Source organism: Rhizobium sp. SSA_523 (genome assembly GCF_030435705.1).
Taxonomy (GTDB): domain Bacteria; phylum Pseudomonadota; class Alphaproteobacteria; order Rhizobiales; family Rhizobiaceae; genus Neorhizobium.
In genome coordinates this window covers 1228249-1248280 of record NZ_CP129382.1, presented here as the reverse complement: position 1 = coordinate 1248280, position 20032 = coordinate 1228249, and the positions used below count along the sequence as shown (strand labels likewise).

Below are 20032 nucleotides of genomic sequence, written 5' to 3'. Positions count from 1 at the left end.
GGGCGGGTTAGCAGCCTGTCGGATCTGCCTTGGCGTAGCGGACCTTGCCGTCGTCCACCCATAGGCCCGTCTCGTGGTGTCCGCCATCTTTCACATAGCGGCGGGCTTCCTCCGCCGTGGTGCGCTTGTGCCTGGTCTTCGGCTCGGGAGCCGACACAGTCTTGAACTCGTGCTCCAAGGCCGCCAGGTATTCCCGGTGCGTCATCTCGATGAGTGTGGTTTGGGCGCCGCGAGTGCGGAATACGTACATGGTCAATCTCCGTAGGGCGTGGCGATCAGAATGTAATCGCGACCGCCGATGTCGATGGTGGTGAACGTGGTATCCATCATGGTGCAGAGCGAGTCGAAGTCGTCCCTGCGCATGGATGTCGGGTCAGCGTGCTGCACGCCTTCGTCATCGCGGTGCACCGCCCAAGCCTCGAGGTGCATGTCGAGCCCGCCGATGTTGATGTGAGCGAGAAGCCGCGCCCTCGGATCGGTGTCGGCGCCGGTGTCGTCCCATTGCAGGATCCCGAGCGGGATGGTGGGCGGGTTAATCTGAAATGCCATGGTCATCACTCCTTGGCGCAGAGCGCTTCAGCACGGGCAATGAGTTTGGCGACAACGCCGAGCTGCTCAACCGATACGGCAGCGTTCATGTCGTTGCCGGATAACAGTTCCGCGATCGGGCTCAGCTTCGCCAGATCCTTGACGAGCTGGCATGCGTCCCAGCTGAAGGGTTCGCCGGGTTCGCGCATGTCGATCTCAACGCCATTGCCTCCCCAAGCATCATCGTCTTCGGGATTGTCGTCGTCCGGTCCGAAGACGTGGGCGGTCTGATCGCCATCGACGCTGTCCACTTTGAAGCTGCAGTAGGTGTGGTCGGCTGCTTTCGCTTTGGCGATGGCATCCTCAAGGCTGGAGGCATGGACGGTGTATTCATATTCGCCGCGGAGGGTTGCCCAAAGGCGGATACCATACTCTCGGACAAGCGGTTCTTCTTCACCGTCAAAGTCTTCCTCCGTCTCCTGCTCCGCCATGGTGACGGCGTTCTGGACCACGGTGCTGGCTTCTTCGAAGGAGAGGCCGCACTCCATGCGGAGGTAGTGGACGAGGTTGGTGACGAGATCCTTCGCCTTGGTCTGATTGTCTTCTCCATCCATGCGGCACACAGCGGTGAAAGCATCGATGGCTTCGGCCGCCCATGCTGAACGGTCGGTGTTGGTGATGTCAGGCATGTTAGTCTCCTTGGTTGCCATGGTTGGCCGGGGCGGCCCATGGGAAAGGGCCGGTGAAAGGCTGGAGGTGCACTGCATATTTTCGGTGCTCAAGCGTGGGGTGCACTATGCAAACCTGTCTGAGCGGCGGGTCCACGATCAGGTTCAGCAGGTTGCGGAGGTCGTCGATCCTCTCCTGCGCCTCGATCGTCCACTCACCGGTGTCGATCCGGGGAGCGTGGTCCTCGTGGTCACGAATCAGGTCGAGTGCGAAATCGATAAGCTCCTGATGCCGCGCTTGGTCAGCCTCGAGGAAGAGGCGTTCGGCTATCGAGCGCTCAGCCATCCTCGTCAAAGACCGGAAGGGCGTTGATGACTGGGGCATCAGCGTCGAAGAGGATGTAGTCGCAGCCGACGGCGTGAGCATGCTGGATGACCGGGTGCATGTCCTCTGGGATGCCGTGGTCGCAGTAATCAGGGTGGCCAGGCAGCGCCGGCGCAGACATGAACCACCCATACAGCGTGGCGCCAAGGCAGCCGAGCGGAGCACCGCTGCCGGTGCCGTGGTAGCTGGCAGCATGGTTGGCAGTGGCGCTCTCGGAAAGCCAGGAACGTGCCGTTGAGGACAGGTGAGCGGTGGATACGTCGAGGAAGGTGCGGACGGTCATGTCACTTGCCCTCCAGAAAATTGCGGAGGTCGGTGATCAGATCCTCGTGCTCCTCTTGCACCGACTCTTCCTCGTCTTCCCATGCCGCGAGATTGCGGTGGAGGAGGTCGAGCATCCGCTCCCGCTCAGAGGCATGTGGCTCTTTGAACCTGCCCATTATCCTGTCATACGCCGCGAAGAGACGCGGCCATGCGCCTGTTGAACGACGCTCTTTGTCGAGCGCGTTGAAGCCTTCGCTGGCGAGGATTTCCTCGGAGGCTGATAGAAGGTCGGCGAAGCAGGCCCGAGCCTCTTCAACCTCCTTTGCATCCCTCTGAGTGTGCTCGTCCGGGTCTTCATCAGCGCGACTGCGGAACTGCGCCGCAAGCCAGTCCAAAGTTTCGGGCGCCGTTGTCATGTTCTCTCTCCGTTGTTGCCATGAGTGGCGGGTTAGATGCTTATGTTGATCGTCTCACCGAAGGGCGGGGAGAGCGTGGCGAAGTCCTTACTGTCCCTGCCGTAGACGCCCCACAGTACGGGCATCGGAGGCTCCTCGCCGAAGTCGAAGACGTACATGTCGGTGAGGTAGATGGTTGCCCGGGCATCAGGGTATTGGTCGGTGATCTTCTCGAACGTGTCCGAAAATGCGGTGCCGCCGCCGCCTGCCGGGTGGAGGACGAGCTCGTCGCCGTTCTCGAACTCCTCGATTTTGGCGACTGCGGCGTCGGCATAGATCACCGTGAGCCTGTCGACCGCGCCCTCCTGAAACGCGCCGTTCACCTCGGCGGCAAAGTCCTTCAAGATCTCCGCATCGATTGAGCCAGAGGTGTCGACCGCAATGACGATGTGGGAGACGCCGTCGCTGACGGTGCCAGGCGTGACGATGCCGAACGGGATCATCCGCCGGTTCGGGTTGGACCAGGAGAAATTCCGGGTCATGGATTCGTCAATGAAGCGGCGGAGAACCGACCGCCAGTCGACACGCGGCATCAACAGCTCGTCGATAATGCGTTGCACTCCAGCCGGGAGCTTCCCAGCCTGCGCTGCCTTGGCAGTCATGGCGGCCTGCCGGATCTGGGTCTGAATCTCGGCGCGCAGTTCAGCCTTGGCTGCCTCGTCGTGTGGAGCGCAGCCGTCAAGCGTGCCGCCGCAACCACCTACATCGCCTTGGCCCTCGTCAGAGTCGTCGCCGTTATTCTCGTCGTCGAGGATCCGGTAGATCTCCTCTGCTGACAGTCCGGTGAAGCGGGGCTCGAGCAGCCCGCAGTCAGGCATCTTGCCGACCTTGCATTCGGACAGCTCGCCGTTGATGGCGTAGTCGGCCGCCTTGTTCCAGCGGCCCGGCTTGCGGTGCTGCCGGCGGATGTGGTGCTCGAGCGCATTGTGCATGACCTCGTGCGCCAGGACGAATACCAGCTCGTCCTTCTTCAGGCTCATCACGAACGGCTCGTGGTAGTACAGGTGGCGGCCGTCGGTCGCCATGGTGTCGATACGGGGGTCATCGGTGGCGCCCACCTTCTTCAGCTGAAGCATGAGCACGCCGAAGAACGGGTGGTCCCACAGCAGCGCCGTCTGCGCGGCGAGAATCTTGTCTTGCACGTTCATGGTGATCTCCGTGGTGCATGATTGCGAGCAATGGTTGGGACAGCGCTAGAGGGTGCGCTGCATTGACAGCCGAGTGATCTCCGCCACCTGCTCCGGTAAGAGGGCCGAGCGAAAGACGTCGATGACGTTGGGATCGTAGATGCTCCGCTTCATCTCTTTGCTGCTCCCGCTACGGAGCCTGGTGAATCTTGTCAGGGTGAACAGCCGCTTCCCAATTTGGTACTCCAGGCGGAACCGGGTGCGCGGAAAAAGCTTCTTGTTGCCTTCCCAGTAGAACCGGACCTCGCCGGCTCTCTCAACCAAGACCGGGCCGGTAAAATCGGCCGCAAGTTTCTTAGCGTCCACGTCAATCTCCTCTTATTGCCAGCGCGGTCGCTTTCGCGATGTCGGCGGGTGAGAGCTTTGCTTTGAGGATGTCGGTGACAGTCCCCTCCATGACCGGGCGCTCATCAAGCCAGGCGTCGGGGTGGGCATCCTCGCTCGTCACCTCTGCTGGAATTGCGAGGCTGGCGAGCGCTTTTCGGCTGCGCCCCATGAGGCTGTCGCTGATTTTGATGTTGCTTGCCTTGAAGCGTCTTTCCCGAGCGTTGAATATCAGCACCCAATGGGCGGTCGTTTTGTCACCGCGAATCCCGTTGAAGTGCCACCGAATTTCTGGCTCAGCACCATTCTTCTCGACCAAATGGAAAGGGCCGAAGACCCTTCTGATGATGGGCATCACTCCCTCCTATAGGCGATGGCCCGAGCTGTTGCCCGGGCGATCCGCTCGTTGTCGAGCCGGTCTCTCAAGATATCGGTGACGCGCTCGCCTTCGATGATGCCGCGTTGCGCCTCGGGCAGAAGCGCCAGCTTGCCCTGCTCGCTGAGGGCGCGGGCATAGCGCGAATCTGCTTTGCCGGTGTGCGGTTTGACCGAGAACTTGCGCGTCTCAAAGTAGAAGCGCAGCGTGTAGCCGCGAACCTCGTCGTTCAAAAGTAGGCACGAGAAGAACCACTTGATACGGTGGTCTTGAACCTCTTCCCGATACGGCCCCCATATCGCTTTGAACCTAGCCAAGGGTGACGTCCTGATTTTTTACTGCCCAGTTGGTGAATGTCTGGGTGTGAGAGAGGCCGGGATCGCGCCTCACCGCGTCGACAGCAAACATGATCTCGAACTCGCGAGCCGGGATCCGGCTGATATAAGCCATGCCGTTCTCGAAGGTCTTTGCATCGACCTTGCGCGCCAAGCCGGCGGTGATCGCGAACTGTGCAGCGGGGTCTTCCGGCAGTGGCGCGCTGTTGGGATTGGTCAGGACCAAGTCCAGCGAAGGGAGGTTCTGGTAGACGCGGAGGAAGCCTTCCAGTTCTGCGGCCGCGCCTTCGCCAACGATCGCGGAAACAGCTTGAAGCCGCTGCGGTCCCTGCAGGTTGAGCACTTTGCTCGCCTGTTCCCAGGAGCGAGGGGTAGGAAATGCCCGCTCATCGTTCTTCGGCATGATGTGGATGAGCGCCGGACGGAAGCGGAGGAAGGCGATCAGCTTCGGATCCGCGCTGATCTTGTTGAAGTGTTCGATATGCACGTTGTCGTGCCCGGCACTTGTGTCGGCGTCGACATCGATGTGAGCGAAGCGGTTCGCGAGAGCCGTCGGCATGCGCTGCGCGGCTGCGCGGTCAGCCTGTCTGTTCCCCGCTGCAACGATCCGCCAGCCGGGCGGGAGGCGGTAGTCGCCCACTTTGCGCTCAAGAACGAAGCCGAACATGGCCGCCATCATAGAGGGCGGGGCCGCGTTCAGCTCGTCGAGGAAGAGCAACCCCTGATCGCCGTCGCGGTCAACCTGGGGGAACTCGTCCGGCACCTTCCACTTGGTGGTGGCCTCTGTGAGGTCCGGCAAGCCCATGAGAGCGACTGGATCGCGGGTCGATGCCCGGAAGTCGATCACCTTCCAGCCTCGCTCATTGGCAATCTGGTTGGTGATGGCCGACTTGCCGATGCCCGGCGCTCCCCACATGAAGGAAGGGATGTCAGCGTCGATGAAAGTCGTCAGAAGAGAAGCGGCTGCTTTGAGATGCATGGATCGGTCTCCGGTTTTTGCCATGCTTGGCGGGTGGGCAGGGCGCCGAGTAACCGCATACGGGTCACGTCGGCGATGTCGTCGCCTCGCAGAAGTGCGAGGGCGGTCGATGCGAGCGTCTCCCCCTTGTGGAGGATGAGAGCGGGGAAAGGGGAAAGGTCTTCCGGCAGTCGGTAATCGTGGAAGTTCGCGCTGTACTTTGGTGCAGCACTTCCGAAATACGGGCGGCGCTTCATGGCGAAGGTGCTGTCGCCGCGCCCTATCAAGGCCTCGTACCGTATGGTGCTGCCGGTCCCGTTCGGCTTGAAGGCGAACCAGAACTTGAGCCTACCGATGGCCATGTCGGGACCGGCAGTCCCAGCAACCGTGTAGGCGCTGGCGATAATCTGCCGGGCGTAAGGGCCGATCATAAGTCCGGTGGGCATGTCACGGCTTTCTCACCGAAGATCTTCAGCCAGGCACATACGGCAGGGGAAGCGGTGAGCGGTGGGAGACCAATACCGGCAGAACGCTTAGCGTTGGCCACAAGGGCGTCGAGCTCGCCCACAATATCTGGCCCAAGGCGGTGCTTATGGAGTAGCTCCTCGATCGCAGGGAGAGAGACAACGGGGCGGTTTTCGCTCGTTTGGCATCTGAATTGTTCACCATTGATGAAGGTCTTGATGCCCTCTGGGAACCCGCCACCAGCCTCGTAGGTGGTCGAGAACCATAGATTCGTCAGCTCGCGGGCAGCTGCGTCCAGCTCATCGAAGTTGCCATAGTTCGCTTCCATCTCGTGACCTTCGAATGTCTTTCCGGCCTCGATGATGGTACGCAGGGCCGTCTGGCCGTCTTCAAGGCATGCAATCTTCTCATCGGTGTGGTTGAAGGTGATCACCTCGCGGACCAGCGCATCGATCAGCGTTTCAGCCTCTCCGATGGTCTCAAGGTGGCCGCCGATCTCGATCGACGCATAGACGCGGTCTCCCATGGCGTTCTCCTGGTTGCATGATCGCGGGAAGGGGCGCCGGCAGTACGCCAACGTCCCAGGGTGGTGGTTTGTGGTGTGGTGCGTCAGGCGAGGTAGCCGGACAGCGAGTCGAGGATTGCCTGTGCCTCTGCTGCCACGTCCTTGCGGATGGCGGGGTCGTCGCGCAGCACCGATGCGTCATGCTCGGCCAGCGGTGCCAGCTTCTCGGCCATCGCGGTCAGCACTGGGTCGCCAGTGATGTTGAGGGCGGGCAGGATCTGGATCAGGTCGCGGACATTTCCGACAAGAGAGTCGCGGAAGACGCCTTCCGCCTTCTCGCCCTTCTTGACGGCTGGCTTGTAGGCATTGAGCCGCTCGACCATGCGGCCGGTGACGTCCGCCACGCGGGTGTAGACGTCCTTGACTGCGGCAGTCGTCGCTTTGCTCACCTGCTCCTCAATATCGGCTCTGATGAGGGCCGCCTGCGCTTCGCTCATGTCGACGCGGAAGTCGGACGAGGAAGGAACAGGCAATACCTTCACCTCCAGCGCGAACTTGCCGCGCAGGGCGTCGACGTCGGGATAGTCCTCGTGCTTGAACATGCCGTTCAGTCGGATGCGGGCGTCGTTCACATAGCCGGGATACTTTGAGATGAAGTCTGCGACAGCGCGATCAAACTTGCTCGACTGGCTGCGCACCCAAGCCATGTGCGCCATATAGGCATCTGCAGCCATAATCCGGGAGCCGTTGTCCATCCACGGCAGGGTGCGCTTGAGGAAGTCGGCGCGCGTTTCACTGACCACCGAAACAATCTCGGCCAGGGCTTCCTTCGGGAGAAGGAGCTTGTTGTAGCGTCCGGCGTCGGCCGCGGCATTGTGCTGCTGGTTGACCTCGTCCGTGATCTCGCGATCAAGGCGGCGGCCGGACCACTGCGAGATGGACAGACTGACCAGCATGGCGCGTGTGGACAGGGTGGAGGTGGCGGATGCAAGGGGCGTCATCGCGTTCATTTCAGGTCTCCGTTGCGCATGGTCGCGGGGTAATCTTCGCGAGCGGATTCGATCTGCTCGTCTTCGGGGTCGCTTTCATCCCATTTTATGCTGTTGGGATAGCCAAAGCCTTTGGCGACCTGGGCGCGGGCTTGGCAGATGTTCTCGGCCTCAACAGTGAGTTCGGCCGTCAGGTGGCGGATAGCGCGCACCTGCACGATGTAGGTGGGCATGGGCGTCTCCATAGGTTGCCATGATTGGCGGGGTGGCGGATGCTACCACGCACGGTGGGCGTGGACCTCACAGGCTTATGCGGACGGACACGGACCACTGCACTGGCGCGGGTATGGGTGGCGCTGGTTGCGCGCGGCGGATGATCGGCTTGGGCTTATGTTTGCGCACCTGCACGACTTTGCGGACCGGCTGAGGGCGCGGCTTTGGGACCGGAACCAAGTCCGGCAACTCTACAAAGACCTCAGCCGGTGCGGGAGGCGGCGGAGGTGCCGGCGAAACAAGAATGGCCGCCACGGGGGCGGCCACTGGCGGGCGGGGCGGTTCTTTGTCGGGCAAGACGCCAAAGGCCGCTTGCACCAATACCGCAGCGATCGCGGTCAATGTGGGGAAGCTGGTGCTCATGCCACGCTCCGCTCATAATGCGGCAGGTATCGCTCCCATTCCGCCCGCGTTGCCAGATACCGCTCATAGGCGGCGGCAAGCAGCGTGCCGGGCTCACCATGGGCGCGCGGGGTGTACCGGACGTCGCCCGCCCATTCGCGGGGGAAAGCGCGGCGGATTTCGTCCATCCAAGCCTCGTCGGCGGCCAGGTGATCCGCGTAGGCGGCAACGGCGGCGGGGTCGAGTGCGGGCATGCGGGAATCCTCCAGTTGAGTCAGCGCCCATCGCGAAGAATGCGGCGCACTTCATCGGCAGCCTCAGCCGGTGACGGCTCGCGTCCAAGTCTGGCTGCGAGCCGGTTCCAGATTGTCGCCGGGTTGTCATTGCGGAAGGTGACGGTGACGGTGATCACGCAGCACGCTCCTGAATATCGAGCGCCTCGTCACCAAGGGCGTCATAGAGGGCGTCCAGCGGCAGCAGGCGGTTCCGATAGATCGCATAGTCGCGCTTGTAGTCGTCGGGCCGGCCGGCATAGTCACGGCCGTTCGGCGCCGTGTGGCCAAGGGCTTCCATGAGCTTGCGCGCCGCCTCACGCGCTTCGATCCGCGCGTTGACCATTTGGTCGGGGCGGGTGCCATGCAGGCTGATAAGCGGGCGCATTATTTCAGCCATAGCGAACCTCGTCATAGCTGACCGGGCGGGGGCGTCGATCCGACACTCGCGGAATGGACAGGGCGATGAATGTCGAAATGTCCAACTCGTCATCATCGTGCCCGATATCCGGATCGATGAGCGAAGAGGAGGGCGTGTGGAAGGTCTCGTCACGGTGACGAGGGGCAAGGCGAGCCATGGCCTAAATCTCCATTGGTGCATGGTTGCGGGGTGTCGGGGGTGCGCGGCGCTGGTATCGCGGGCAGGCAGCGGCGCGCATGGTCCTGCCGGTGGTATTGGTGCGGGGCTTTACGGTCCCCCGCGCATGGCGTTCTCCTGGGTTCGAGAGCAAGGGCGGTGGATGGGGAAGCCGCACGCGGGGCGGCTTTGAAGGTCGATCAGATCGGGAGGCGGACGGGTGCCAGCAGCTGGCAGCCGACGGTGATGGCAGCGATAAACGCCGCCATTGCCAGCGCCGCGGTCACCTCACGCAAAAGACCGTCCTGCAGAGAGGCGAGAACGATGTGGACCGGCACGATGCGGCCGTCTTTGTCGCGAAACCGGTCATCCATGGGCGGCGATCTCCGGCAGGCGAAGGCAGACGCCATCGGCGGAAAGCCAGACGGGCTGGCGGCGCGTGTGAGGGCGGCGCCCGATGACGCCAAAGGCCAGGCAGAGCCTGCCGATGCAGACGAGACGGACTCGCCCGATTTTGCGGGTGGCGAAAAGCATAGAGGTCTCCGTGGTCGCATACTTGCGAAAGGGGGTGAGCCTTTTACCGTCATGCTCGGGACAGGGCGGGATCCTACCGCCATGTGCGTCTCTCGTGCCCGTTCCTTGGCTTCAGGGGCCGATCACAAGCGCAATCAGATCACGGTCCCACGGCTTTCTTTATCTCTCGCCCGTCGACGAGTCCCCATGCGGCTTGGCGGGTGGTGAGGCCAGCCCCGTCCATGGGATTGTCGGCATGTCGCCGCGTAAGGGCACAGAGTTGCGCTTACGTAGGGACATGAATAGGGGAGGCTAATGCCTCCCCCCTTCAATGACGGACCAACCGTGTTTCTGTCAGGCTGCATCCTCCATCTGTGCCGGTGCAGGCTTCACGGCCTTCACCTTCGCCGGCTTTGCGGGCTTTTGGGGTGCTGGCTCGACGATCGCGGCCGCCGGTGTCTTGGCCAGCGTAAGAGCGCCCTTGACGGCTTGCAGTACACGCGGATCCGCGTTCTTTTCGGTCAGCGTCTGGACGACCTTTTCCAGATACTTCACCTCATCGAAGGTCTTTTCGTCGCGCGGCTTACCCTTCGACTTCTCATAGTTCGCCGGTGCGATTTCCATCGCCTCGTCCATCTTCGACGTCTTGCCCTTGGCATATTCGAAGACGCGGCTCTCCGCGTTGAACGAGACCTTTCCGAACGCGGTCGACCACGAGACCAAGCCCTTGCGATAGTTGACCGGCGTCACCGTGTAGAGCGCATTCAGATATTTCGGATCGTTGTGCAGCTCGACATGATTCAGCGCCGAATATGCAAGCTGATGTTCCCGTTCTGCGAACGTCGCAACCGTCTTGCCGAAACCGTTGATAGCGTTGTTGAGCTTCGCACCGGTCAGAACCTGAAACTTTGCCATGATGATTATCTCCATAGTTGCCATAAGTGGCGGGGGGTGAAGCGCGATTGCTTCCCTAAAGACGTCCATGCAGCACGTCCTTAAGACTGCAATCGATAAGGCCCACCAGATGGAGTCCGGTAGGCCCACGAAAATTGTCGGTTATTCGGGTTTCTATATTCGTTGTCGCCAGTGCCTGTATCGGGTGAAGGTTGCAGCACTGAAACGCTATCGTTTTGCCTGTTATGTCTCCGCCAATCATTCAACAGTTGCCGTTTCCCGGTCTTTCCAGTTGAACCCCGTAGCGCCTCACAGGTCACAAGCGTTTGCTTGATCGATCCGGAGCCTTCACAGATGCAAGTGTTTTGATATCCGTACCTTGCCGCACGTTCTTCCCTATGTGTCACCGCTTGGCTTTGTCATGCCTTGCCGTGTCACGGTCACCCGATTCGCAACCGCATTCCCTGTTTCCCCTTTCAATCGTCCAATCGCCAGAAACCACACAAGAAATCTTGTCACGTCTCCGGTACACCTTCCGATAGTAAGGCAAAGAACCGTCGTCTTGTTTTCAAAGAACCCGGCAACCGACTTAGCCGGTCTGCCGCCCGAAACCCGTTTGCCGTGCTTCGTTGAAACCTAATCTCGTACGATTTGTACGCATTGGCAATAGGCTTGTGAGAAAAAAACCAATTAGTACGATTAGGCGATTGAATTTAAACGGATATTTTTGCGTTTCCGGGCTGGCTTTCGCGCCAGTTTTGATGGGTTTTTAGCAACAAGCCTCCCCCGGCATCCCTTGAAAGAGCGTGCTAGGCCCGGCGTTATCCGATCCTCGTTTTGCGATGCCTGGCTTGCGCACCGCTTCGAACCGACCACGCCTTAAACGTGCGGTCATGGCCAGACGCGGGAGAAGGGGAAGGGAGAGGGGAAGAGAGGATTGCGCTTGACTGTTAACCACACAGCGAGTCACACCCGTTTCCAGAAAGTCGGATTGCGTCCAGCGCAAGCGGCATCCCTTCCCCCTTCCATCGTTAGCGCATGTCGCGCCCTCCGCTTTGTGAGAGTGTGAGAGGCGCGCGCGCCGCTGCACCATAGCCTAGCGCCATGCGACCGCGTCACCGCGTCCATGCCGCGCACCGCGTTACACCGCGACGTCAGGCACCATAGCAGCAGAAGACGACAAGGAAGGGGGAAGGGCGCCAAGGCCCCCGGAGGGGGGAACGCATGGCATCCCCCGACGCCTCCCGGCGGCATCCCCCGGCATCCCCTGCCGCGCGCACCGCACCGCGACCGGCGAGAACCATTGAAAGATCAATCAGATCAACGGCTTGAGACCCTCCCCCCGAATAGGTTCTTCCCAGAGGGGGGCCGGGCACCGCGGGTCGGCGGCAGCGCAGCCTTTGAGCGGTTTTGTGCAAATCGATTTGAGGCTTCCGATTCCCGATGTTCTAGCGAGGAGAGACGCGATGTTCCGATCGCCAGTCCGAAGCACTCCAGCCACTGACCCAAGAGGTTTCGTGATCGGGATGTGGTTCTTCTACGAGGCCCTTGATGAGGATCAACTCTCTGTAATCTTTGAAACAATTCCGAAAGTGGCCATCTTCTTTCGCGGCGATCTTGTGCAGGTGCTCGTTCCCAACGCCTGAGGAAGAAAATTCCCCAGATCGCCACCGATATGAGGGAAGTCCACCGGCTGGATACCTGGGCATGAGGAATGATCTTCCAACGTATCCCCAGATGCGGGCCTGTCGTTAGAACAAAGCTTTCGTTTAGGGGTGCCGATGCGGATCGTGATAGGTCGCTCAGGTCTCAGTTCGCTGAAGAACTTCGAGAAGCTGACGGAATTACTCGCCAGCAGGCGGGCCAGCACGGAGCTGATGCGTGGCGTCATCGACGCCGGCCGAAAGACGAAGACCCCCGTGCAGAAGGCGGTGTTCCGCCAAATGGGTCTGAAGTCTGGAAACTACAACAGTCATGTGGTGGCCGGGACCAGGGGCGTGCCCCGCAAGGAGATCCTGGCGTACGACATTTTCGGCGTCAAAGGCGGCGCCAAGATCGAGGCCTACAAGGGCCTGCGGTCGGTGGGCCGAGGCAACAAGCTGAACGTTGGCCGTTCGGGTTCCGATAAGGGGACAGTCCGGTCTGCGGTCTGGAACAACCCTCGGATCTTCAAGCGGTCGTTCGAGGGCAATGCTGGCGGCTTCTATGCGATGCGCCCAGCGAGCGCAGGGACTTCGACGCGCGCACCAAAGGCGCTGTGGACATTCGGCCTGAAGGTCGCGCAGCCACGAGGGGCCGGCGGCCGCTTCGAGTCGCCGAATGTGCAGTACGGCAAGACCCGCCGATTGTTCGGCCCGTCGCTGATGAAGGAAATCCCGGAGGATCAGTCGCTCGCGACATTCCTGGCAGTCGGCCCGATCAACCTCGAGCAGGCTGTCATGAGGCGTGTGACCAAGCTCATGAGGTACTGATGACCACCCGGACGAAAAAGCCGCCATCACCAACGAAATCGCCCACTACGAAGGGCAAGCCCTTGAAAAGCAAGGTGACGAAGGTGGGCGAGAAATCGAGGGCGCCCGACCTGATCGTCTCATCGAATGAGATGGCCGACATCCTTGGGGTGACGACGCGCCGGCTCACGCAGCTGGTGAGCGAGCACGGCATCCCTTCTGAGGGCCGCGGGCGATTTCGGATCGCATCGGTGGTTCAGTCATACGCCACCTTCCTGAAGGAGGGGGCGACGAAGAAGACCGGTACCGAGAGCCTGGACGTTCTCCGCAACGAGAAGGCCCTCGACATCCGCCTCGCAAGAGCGCGGAAGGATCGCGAAGTCATCGCCCTGGACGAAGCCGTAAGCGCGGTCGAGGAGGTGACGGGCATGTACGTCGCCTCGCTGACCGGTCTCCCAGCACAAATCACGGGAGTGCCGAGAGAGCGGCAACGGCTGAATGACATCTTCGACGCAGAGCGACTTCGCCTCACAGATCGTTTCGCCAAAAGGATCGCAACTCTTCGCACGGGCGAAGAAGATCCTGACGCCGAGGCCGAGGACTAATCCGGTCGAGTGGGGGAAGACACGCGTCTATCCTGAGACGGCCGGGCACCCTGGCCAAAGGAACCCACACAAGACGCCCTACATGATCCCGTTCGCCATGGCTGTGCATGGGCGCACCCACAAGCGTGTGGTCATGGTCGTGTCGGCACAGTCAGGCAAGTCGGAGACATTCCTCGATCTCATCGGCGAGCGCCTCGACACCGCGCCGGTGCCGATCATCTATGTCGGCCCGTCGAAGCGCTTCATCACGGAGCAGTGGGAACCTCGCATCCTCGAGCTGATGACAGAAACGTCGCTCAAAGATCGCGTTGGGACCAAGAGCCGGCAGAAGGTCAGCCGCAAATTCATCAACGGCGTGCCTCTCCGACTGGCGCACGGCGGCTCGTCCGGCGCCATGAAGTCCGATCCGTTCGGCATGGCATTCACCGACGAAGCCGACGAGCTCATGAAGGAGCTGAAGGGGCAGGGGAACCCGATCGGCCTCATCGACGCTCGCGGCGATACCTACGCCGACTTCGTCCACGCCATCACGTCAACGCCGAGTGAAGGGGTGGCAGAGGTGGAAGTCGACCCTGACAGCGGCCTGGAGTTTTGGGGCGAGAGCGATCCGGAAGAGGTCAAGTCGACCGTCTGGCGCCTCTGGATGACCGGGACGAAATATCATTGGGCATGGCCTTGTCCGCACTGCGGCGAATTCTTCATCCCGAGGTTCACCTGCCTCGGCTGGGATAAGCCGAAGGATCGCGCTGGCAAAGAGATGCCTTCGACGCCGATTATGGCGAAGAACACCGCACACCTGATTTGCCCGCAGGGATGCATCATCTACGAAGAAGAATCGGTCACCATTGAGCGGGCCAACCTGCCAGCCAAGGAATGGATGAACAGCCGCGGCGTTTACGTCGCACCCGGCCAGAAGATCCTCCCGGACGGAACGATCGAAGGCCCGACACCCGAGTCGACAACGATCAGCTTTTGGGTGTCGGGCCTTTGCTCGCCGTTCGTGCCATGGGGCGAGCGTGCGCAGCGCTATGTCGAGGCGGTCCGGTCGGGTAATCCCGGCGACATTCAGTCGGTGAAAAACCAAGGCTTCGGCGAGCTCTACTCGCCGGGCGGCGGCGCGGTGCCGGATTGGAAGGAGGTCGCTGACAGAGCGTCCCCTGATTATCGGTGTGATGAGGTGCCTGACGGTGTTCGAATCCTCACGCTCACGGCCGACGTCCAGAAAGACCGGATCTATTACGTGATCCGGGGATGGGGCGCTCACGGCACATCCTGGCTGGTCAAGGCTGATGAGCTTTACGGAGCAACCGAAGAGCTGGAGGTCTGGAATGATCTGGCGACGGTAGTGACGGACACCTATGACGGCATCCCGATCAAGCTCGCTCTCATCGATTCTGGTTTTCGCCCTGGCAAGAAGTTCCTTGTGCCGGAGCACCGCGTCTATGCCTTCGCTCGACGCTTTCCCGCACTCGTAAGGGCGACCAAGGGTTCGTCGACATCGATGCGCAAGCCGATCGCCACCAGCACGATCGACATCAACATCGACGGCAAAGAGATCAAGCGCGGTCTTGAGCTGCTGCGCCTGGATACGGACTATTTCAAGAGCTGGGTACAGCAGAAGGTCCGGTGGCTCGATGGGCAGCCGGGCTCTTGGTATCTGCCCGAGGACATCTCGGAAGATTACTGCAAGCAGATCGTTTCGGAAGCGCGCATTCGCGCCCCGGGCGGAAAAGTCAAATGGATCATGAAGTCGAAGCAGAACCACTTCCTCGACTGTGAAGCCATGCAGGGGGCGGCATGCACGCTGCTCAACCTGACGAAACTGAGAGACGGGCCGCCGCAGCGCCGACGCCCCGCGCAAGAGCAACCAGCATCGCCACCGCCAGCTGCGCGGCCAGGACCTTCCTCCAAACCGGGGGGCGGCCGGCCCTCCAGCTATTGGGGAGGTGCGTCTGACAGGTACTGGTGATGGCTGACAATGACGTCCCTATCGATGGGCTCACGCCGGAAGAGAAGCGGGTCTTCCTGCGTGATCTGAAGGAAGCCTACTACTCCGGTGCGCACCGCGTTCGCTTTCGTGAACGCGATGTGACGTATCGGTCTTCTACAGAAATGAAGGCCATCATCGACGAGCTGGAGAACTCCCTGAAACCGAGCCGTCGGCCACGCGCTGCCGTCTTCACAACGTTCAGCCGGGGGTACTGATGGTTTCCAACTTCCTGGACAGAACTATCGGCTTTTTCTCTCCGGAGAAGGGGGCGATGCGGGTTGCGGCACGGAAGCGGATGGAGTTGATCGATGGCCTTAGAGGTTATGAGGCAGCGTCGGTGGGGCGGCTTGCGAAGGGCCGCCGCACTACGAACGGTGATGCAAACAGCGAGATCGCGAGAGCAGCCCCAGCTATCCGGGATAGATCGCGCGATGCTGTTCGCAATAATCCGCTCGCGGCAAAGGTTATAACCGCGCACGCCAACAACTTCGTCGGCTTTGGGGTGACGCCCCGATTCAAGACTGGCAACCCGGATCAGGAGGCGAGGCTCTCTGAGCTTTTCGATGAATGGTCGAAGGTCTGCTTTGTCGACGGCAGCACTGACTTTTACGGCTTAACCTACCTGCTCGCCCGCATGATGCCGCAGGATGGCGAGGTATTCGTACGCAAACGCAACCGGCTGCTCTCCGATGAATTGCCGGTTCCTCTCCAGCTGCAGCTTCTTGAATCCGAGTATTGCGACTGGGGGAAGACCGGCGTCATCGACGGGAACCGCGTGATCCAAGGGATCGAGTACGACGGGATTGGTCGACGACGCGGTTACTGGATGTATCCGGAAAACCCGAGAGCTTTCTATGGTCTTCTCGGGAAGAGTTATACGAGTGCGTTCATCCCAGCGACAGACGTTGTCCACCTCTACGAGGCGCAGACTAGCCAGATCCGGGGCGTGCCGTGGCTGGCGCCGGTGCTCAATGAGCTGGACGATCTGAAAGATTACGAGATCGCCGAAAACGTTCGGAAAAAAGTCGAGGCCTGCATGGTCGGAACGGTAATTCCCGGAGACGGGGAGACTGACGACGACCCGAATGTAGGTATCGAGGAGGGGCTGGCTGACGGCCCTGGCGGTTTTCATGGGCCCAGCGTGGTTGACGCCTACGGCAACCCACTGGAGCGGATGGAGCCGGGCATGTTTGCCATTCTCAGGGGCGGCAAGGACATCAAGTTCAACACCCCTGCGATCTCGGCCGGCATGGAGGCTTATATCCGAACGCGCCACAGGAGCATCGCGGCTGGTTCGCGGCTCCCTTACGAGCTCCTCATCGGAGATTTCAGCCAGGCCAACTTTGCTTCCGGCAAGCTTGGGCTGCTGGAGTATCAGCGTTTCGTCAGCCATGTGCAGTGGCACATGCTCGTTCCGCAGGCGCTCGACCCGATCGGTAAGTGGTTCATCGAAGCTGTGAAGCTCGCGAACAAGCTGCCGTTGAACGTCAAGGTGACGATCGAGTGGACGATGCCGGAGGTCGAGAGCATCACCCGCCTCGACGACGCGCGCGCCGATCTCATCGAAATGCGCATGGGCAAGCGGTCACCGCAGGAGATCATCAGCAAGACCGGGCGTGACCCGTCTGTCGTGCTGAAGGAAACCGACGAGTGGTACGCGAAGGTCGATGCCACCGAAAGCAAACTCGTCTTCGATTCTGATCCACGCAAGGTCGCCGTCAACGGCCAAGCGCAGATGTGGGGCTTGGGCGACGGCAATGGAGAAGACAATGCCTCAAGCTCTTAGGCAGGCACTGGAAAAGGAAATCCGCATCCCGAAGAGCTTCGGTGAAGTCGAGGTGCGGGCCGATACCTTCAACGAGGACGACCGCACAGTCGAGGTTTGCTGGTCCACCGGCGCCGCGGTGAAGCGCTATTCCTGGGACGAAGGATACTACATGGAAGAGCTTCAGGTGGATGCGAAGTCCATCCGGCTCGAGCGCTTCAGTGCGATGTCGCTACTCGACACGCACGACAACTACTCCATGGAATCGAGGCTGGGCACTGTCGTGCCGGGCTCGGTGCGCTTCCAGAACGGCAAGGCGTATGCGCGCATCAAGTTCTCCAGGAAGCAGCGCGCCGAAGAGATCATGCAGGACATCCGCGACGGACATCCCCTGCCGATCTCGGTCGGCTACAAAATCCACCGCTACGAAAAGACCGAAGCATCGGACGGCCAGCTGCCCGTGCTTCGGGCGACGGATTGGGAACCGCTCGAATTGTCAGCAGTGCCGATCCCCGCGGATGCCGGAGCAATCAGCAGATCCGAGCCTGACGGCAAGGACTTCGAAACAGTCCTGGTCCGGCAGGACACTAGCGCGGCCTCGCCCGCAACTACAAAGGAAAGACCCATGAATAAGCGCGAAGCCGCAAAGAAGTATACGGGCGATCAGCTGGATGCACTGGCGATCGGCTCGGGCATCTCCCGCAGCGAAGGCGAGACCGACGACGCTCTTCGTGCCCGCCTCCTGGCTGCCTACGACAAGGAAGACCGTGAAGCGGCTGATGCTGAGCAGGCTCGCAACGCTGCCGATGCCGCGCGCCGCGCTGCCGAGGAAGACGCCCAGCGCCGCGCTTCCAACCAGCAGCCGCAGACGATCACGCCCGAGCAGGCACGCGAACAGGCCCGCCAGGCAGTCGCCGCCGAAGCCCAGCGTCGTTCGGACATCGAGGCATTCGCCGCGACTGCCGGCCTGGCGCTCAGTGACGAGTTGGTTCGCACCTCGCTCGGCGACACGGCCTGCACCATGGAAAAGTTCCGCAATGCGGTGCTCGACAAGATGGTCGCCGATCAGGGCCGCAACCCTACTTTCCCTCATGCGGAGACGCGAGGCATGCAGGACGCCCAGGAAACGATGCGGCGAATGGTGGCGAACGCCATTCTTCACCGTTCCGGCATCGTTGAGAAGCTCGAGGATGGCGCTCGTGAATGGCGCGGCATGGAAACCATGGACATCGTGAAGGAGATCCTTCGTGCCCGTGGCGAAAGCACCCGTGGCAATCTTCACGACATTGCCACTCGCGGGCTTCACTCGACGAGTGACTTCCCAATCATCCTTGGGGACATCACCCGCCAGACTCTGATGAACGCTTACGGGCGCTACGAGAACACCTTCCAGCTCTTTGCGACCCGGATGCTGCTGTCCGATTACCGCGAGACGAAGGTGCTCGACATCGGCAGCGCGCCGGACCTGAAGCGAAAGGGTGAGCACGGCGAGTTCACCAGCGGCTCGGTTCGCGAAAGCGAAGAAGGCATGAAGCTCCACGCATACGGGCGGAAGATCGGGTTCACCCGTGAAATGCTGATCAATGACCAGCTCGACGCCTTCATGCAGCTCGTTGCCAACTGGGGTCTGAAGGTCGCCAAGTTGGAAGGCGACGTCGTCTGGGGCGCCATCATCAACAACTCGGTGAAGCTCAAGGACAACAAGCCGATCTTCGATGCTTCGCACAACAACGTCGCTGGCACTGGCACAGTTCTCGACAAGGCGAACCTGATCAAGGCCCGCAAGGCGTTCCGGAAGCAGACTGATATTGACGGCGAGCCGATTGACGTCACGCCGAAGTATCTGTTCACCGGCTCCGATCTGGAAGTTGATGCGCAGACGATCATCGCCGCAGCCTACACGCCCGGCAACGTCGGGGATGTCACGCCCCAGGCGATCAAGTCGCTGATCCCGGTCTACGAGTCCCGCCTCGACAAGATCCCAACCTCCGCTTGGTTTCTGTTCGCCGACGCTCAGTCGACGATGGGTCGCGGGATCAAGTATCTGCACCTCCTTGGCTCCGAAGCCCCGCGCACGAACGAGCGCATTGGGTTCGACGTCGAGGGTGTCGAGTACACGATCGCCCACGACTTCGGCGTCGGCGCGGACGACTACCGCTTCGGCTACAAGAACCCTGGCGTGGCTCCGCAGTAAGCACCTCACGCTGAATCCACAGGGCGCCGGCTAATCACCGGCGCCTTTGCTTTTTCCGCAAATAACGGGAGATCCCCATGCGCAATTTCATTCAGCCGGGCAAGGTGCTCACGATGGTAGCGCCGACCGGTGGTGCTGTCTCCGGCAAGTTCTACAAGATTGGCGCCATCTTTGGCGTGGCCGCGATCTCGGCTGCTGAAGGCGAGCAGTTCGAGCTTGCCACCGGCGAAGTCTACGAGCTTCCGAAAACCAGCGCCGAGGCGTGGACGGCAGGTGACGTAATCTATGCAACGTCCGCCGGCATCATGACCACCGTTGCCACGAGCAACACCAAGGTCGGTGTCGCCGTGGCTGACGCCGCCAACCCGTCGGGCTCTGGTCTCGTCCGCCTCAACGACAACTTCTGACAGTGAGCCAGCGGCCCTAACCGGCCGCTCCTCTTCTCCAACGAGGAACGGGAAAATGACCACGAAAACCGATAGCAAGGCCGATCGTACCAAGGTGCATGTCGCCGCCGAAGACACCATCATCGAGGGCCGGCCCGTCCGCAAGGGCGTCCAGGTTCCGACCAAGGACATGTCGGACGAGGTGCTGCAAAGCTACCTCGATGCTGGCCTCATCGCGGCCGAGAAGGCTGAGGTCACCAAGGAAGACAAGGTGATGGCGGAGGCGGCGAAAGCCATCGACAAGTCCGAAGACAAGCGCACCGAAAAGTAAG

At 61.1% G+C, this 20032-nt stretch carries 31 protein-coding genes; 9 read left to right on the top strand and 22 right to left on the bottom strand.

The features are described 5' to 3' along the window. Positions 1-7: 7 nt before the first annotated feature. The 22 genes from QTJ18_RS14425 to QTJ18_RS14320 form a co-directional block, all read right to left on the bottom strand. A complete protein-coding gene (locus QTJ18_RS14425) occupies positions 8-250 on the bottom strand; it encodes a hypothetical protein (protein WP_252750893.1) in 243 nt (80 codons plus the stop codon). A 2-nt stretch (positions 251-252) separates the two neighbouring features. Further along, positions 253-549, bottom strand: coding sequence for a hypothetical protein (locus tag QTJ18_RS14420; protein WP_252750892.1), 297 nt, complete (start codon positions 547-549; stop codon positions 253-255). Positions 550-554: 5 nt separating this feature from the next. Beyond that, positions 555-1217: a hypothetical protein gene (locus QTJ18_RS14415; RefSeq protein WP_252750891.1), complete on the bottom strand. Its 663-nt coding sequence runs from the start codon at positions 1215-1217 to the stop codon at positions 555-557. Between the two features lies 1 nt (position 1218). Continuing rightward, positions 1219-1542, bottom strand: a complete 324-nt coding sequence (locus QTJ18_RS14410; protein WP_252750890.1) for a hypothetical protein — start codon at positions 1540-1542, stop codon at positions 1219-1221. Then, positions 1535-1864, bottom strand: a complete 330-nt coding sequence (locus QTJ18_RS14405) for a DUF5983 family protein (RefSeq protein WP_252750889.1) — start codon at positions 1862-1864, stop codon at positions 1535-1537. Before QTJ18_RS14405 ends, QTJ18_RS14410 begins: the two co-directional genes overlap by 8 nt. A gap of 1 nt (position 1865) precedes the next feature. Beyond that, a complete protein-coding gene (locus QTJ18_RS14400; protein ID WP_252750888.1) occupies positions 1866-2261 on the bottom strand; it encodes a hypothetical protein in 396 nt (131 codons plus the stop codon). A 32-nt stretch (positions 2262-2293) separates the two neighbouring features. After that, complete coding sequence (locus QTJ18_RS14395; protein WP_252750887.1) at positions 2294-3448, bottom strand: vWA domain-containing protein; 1155 nt, start codon at positions 3446-3448, stop codon at positions 2294-2296. A 45-nt stretch (positions 3449-3493) separates the two neighbouring features. Next, entirely contained in the window at positions 3494-3793 is a 300-nt protein-coding gene (locus QTJ18_RS14390) for a hypothetical protein (RefSeq protein ID WP_252750886.1), read from the bottom strand. A gap of 1 nt (position 3794) precedes the next feature. After that, positions 3795-4166: a hypothetical protein gene (locus QTJ18_RS14385; protein WP_252750885.1), complete on the bottom strand. Its 372-nt coding sequence runs from the start codon at positions 4164-4166 to the stop codon at positions 3795-3797. Then, the gene (locus tag QTJ18_RS14380) at positions 4166-4504 is read right to left on the bottom strand and encodes a hypothetical protein (protein WP_301557807.1); all 339 of its coding nucleotides are present in this window, start codon (positions 4502-4504) and stop codon (positions 4166-4168) included. Before QTJ18_RS14380 ends, QTJ18_RS14385 begins: the two co-directional genes overlap by 1 nt. After that, the gene (locus QTJ18_RS14375) at positions 4497-5501 is read right to left on the bottom strand and encodes a MoxR family ATPase (protein WP_252750883.1); all 1005 of its coding nucleotides are present in this window, start codon (positions 5499-5501) and stop codon (positions 4497-4499) included. The genes QTJ18_RS14380 and QTJ18_RS14375 overlap by 8 nt, the downstream gene beginning before the upstream one ends. Continuing rightward, positions 5471-5926 (bottom strand): hypothetical protein, encoded by a 456-nt coding sequence (locus QTJ18_RS14370; protein ID WP_252750882.1) that lies wholly within the window; start codon positions 5924-5926, stop codon positions 5471-5473. The genes QTJ18_RS14375 and QTJ18_RS14370 overlap by 31 nt, the downstream gene beginning before the upstream one ends. Beyond that, positions 5908-6471, bottom strand: a complete 564-nt coding sequence (locus QTJ18_RS14365; protein ID WP_252750881.1) for a hypothetical protein — start codon at positions 6469-6471, stop codon at positions 5908-5910. The genes QTJ18_RS14370 and QTJ18_RS14365 overlap by 19 nt, the downstream gene beginning before the upstream one ends. Positions 6472-6554: 83 nt before the next feature. Continuing rightward, positions 6555-7460 carry a hypothetical protein gene (locus QTJ18_RS14360; protein ID WP_252750880.1) on the bottom strand — a complete coding sequence of 302 codons (906 nt, stop codon included), beginning with the start codon at positions 7458-7460 and terminating at the stop codon, positions 6555-6557. Beyond that, positions 7457-7672, bottom strand: coding sequence for a hypothetical protein (locus tag QTJ18_RS14355; RefSeq protein WP_252750879.1), 216 nt, complete (start codon positions 7670-7672; stop codon positions 7457-7459). Before QTJ18_RS14355 ends, QTJ18_RS14360 begins: the two co-directional genes overlap by 4 nt. Before the next feature lie 399 nt (positions 7673-8071). After that, positions 8072-8308 carry a hypothetical protein gene (locus tag QTJ18_RS14350; protein WP_252750878.1) on the bottom strand — a complete coding sequence of 79 codons (237 nt, stop codon included), beginning with the start codon at positions 8306-8308 and terminating at the stop codon, positions 8072-8074. Positions 8309-8328: 20 nt separating this feature from the next. Continuing rightward, positions 8329-8466 (bottom strand): hypothetical protein, encoded by a 138-nt coding sequence (locus QTJ18_RS14345; protein ID WP_252750877.1) that lies wholly within the window; start codon positions 8464-8466, stop codon positions 8329-8331. Further along, on the bottom strand, positions 8463-8726 hold the full coding sequence (locus QTJ18_RS14340) for a hypothetical protein (protein ID WP_252750876.1): 264 nt from the start codon (positions 8724-8726) through the stop codon (positions 8463-8465). The genes QTJ18_RS14345 and QTJ18_RS14340 overlap by 4 nt, the downstream gene beginning before the upstream one ends. After that, a complete protein-coding gene (locus tag QTJ18_RS14335) occupies positions 8719-8904 on the bottom strand; it encodes a hypothetical protein (protein ID WP_252750875.1) in 186 nt (61 codons plus the stop codon). The genes QTJ18_RS14340 and QTJ18_RS14335 overlap by 8 nt, the downstream gene beginning before the upstream one ends. 199 nt (positions 8905-9103) lie before the next feature. Further along, a complete protein-coding gene (locus tag QTJ18_RS14330; RefSeq protein ID WP_252750874.1) occupies positions 9104-9277 on the bottom strand; it encodes a hypothetical protein in 174 nt (57 codons plus the stop codon). Beyond that, positions 9270-9437, bottom strand: coding sequence for a hypothetical protein (locus tag QTJ18_RS14325; protein WP_252750873.1), 168 nt, complete (start codon positions 9435-9437; stop codon positions 9270-9272). The genes QTJ18_RS14330 and QTJ18_RS14325 overlap by 8 nt, the downstream gene beginning before the upstream one ends. Positions 9438-9770: 333 nt before the next feature. Next, positions 9771-10400 (bottom strand): hypothetical protein, encoded by a 630-nt coding sequence (locus QTJ18_RS14320; RefSeq protein WP_252750872.1) that lies wholly within the window; start codon positions 10398-10400, stop codon positions 9771-9773. A 1376-nt stretch (positions 10401-11776) separates the two neighbouring features. Here QTJ18_RS14320 and QTJ18_RS14315 point away from each other — a divergent pair. The 9 genes from QTJ18_RS14315 to QTJ18_RS14275 all read left to right on the top strand — a co-directional run bounded on the left by QTJ18_RS14315 (position 11777) and on the right by QTJ18_RS14275 (position 20031). Then, entirely contained in the window at positions 11777-11956 is a 180-nt protein-coding gene (locus QTJ18_RS14315) for a hypothetical protein (protein ID WP_252750871.1), read from the top strand. Positions 11957-12091: 135 nt separating this feature from the next. After that, positions 12092-12781, top strand: a complete 690-nt coding sequence (locus QTJ18_RS14310) for a hypothetical protein (RefSeq protein WP_252750870.1) — start codon at positions 12092-12094, stop codon at positions 12779-12781. Further along, on the top strand, positions 12781-13365 hold the full coding sequence (locus QTJ18_RS14305) for a hypothetical protein (RefSeq protein WP_252750869.1): 585 nt from the start codon (positions 12781-12783) through the stop codon (positions 13363-13365). Before QTJ18_RS14310 ends, QTJ18_RS14305 begins: the two co-directional genes overlap by 1 nt. An 82-nt stretch (positions 13366-13447) precedes the next feature. Further along, a complete protein-coding gene (locus QTJ18_RS14300; protein ID WP_252750868.1) occupies positions 13448-15334 on the top strand; it encodes a terminase gpA endonuclease subunit in 1887 nt (628 codons plus the stop codon). Then, positions 15334-15570, top strand: a complete 237-nt coding sequence (locus QTJ18_RS14295; RefSeq protein ID WP_252750867.1) for a phage head-tail joining protein — start codon at positions 15334-15336, stop codon at positions 15568-15570. The genes QTJ18_RS14300 and QTJ18_RS14295 overlap by 1 nt, the downstream gene beginning before the upstream one ends. Continuing rightward, a complete protein-coding gene (locus QTJ18_RS14290; protein WP_252750866.1) occupies positions 15570-17141 on the top strand; it encodes a phage portal protein in 1572 nt (523 codons plus the stop codon). Before QTJ18_RS14295 ends, QTJ18_RS14290 begins: the two co-directional genes overlap by 1 nt. Further along, positions 17125-19314, top strand: coding sequence for a prohead protease/major capsid protein fusion protein (locus QTJ18_RS14285; protein WP_252750865.1), 2190 nt, complete (start codon positions 17125-17127; stop codon positions 19312-19314). Before QTJ18_RS14290 ends, QTJ18_RS14285 begins: the two co-directional genes overlap by 17 nt. 77 nt (positions 19315-19391) lie before the next feature. Further along, positions 19392-19721, top strand: coding sequence for a DUF2190 family protein (locus QTJ18_RS14280; RefSeq protein WP_252750864.1), 330 nt, complete (start codon positions 19392-19394; stop codon positions 19719-19721). A 55-nt stretch (positions 19722-19776) separates the two neighbouring features. Then, positions 19777-20031 (top strand): hypothetical protein, encoded by a 255-nt coding sequence (locus tag QTJ18_RS14275; protein WP_252750863.1) that lies wholly within the window; start codon positions 19777-19779, stop codon positions 20029-20031. Position 20032 lies beyond the last annotated feature (1 nt).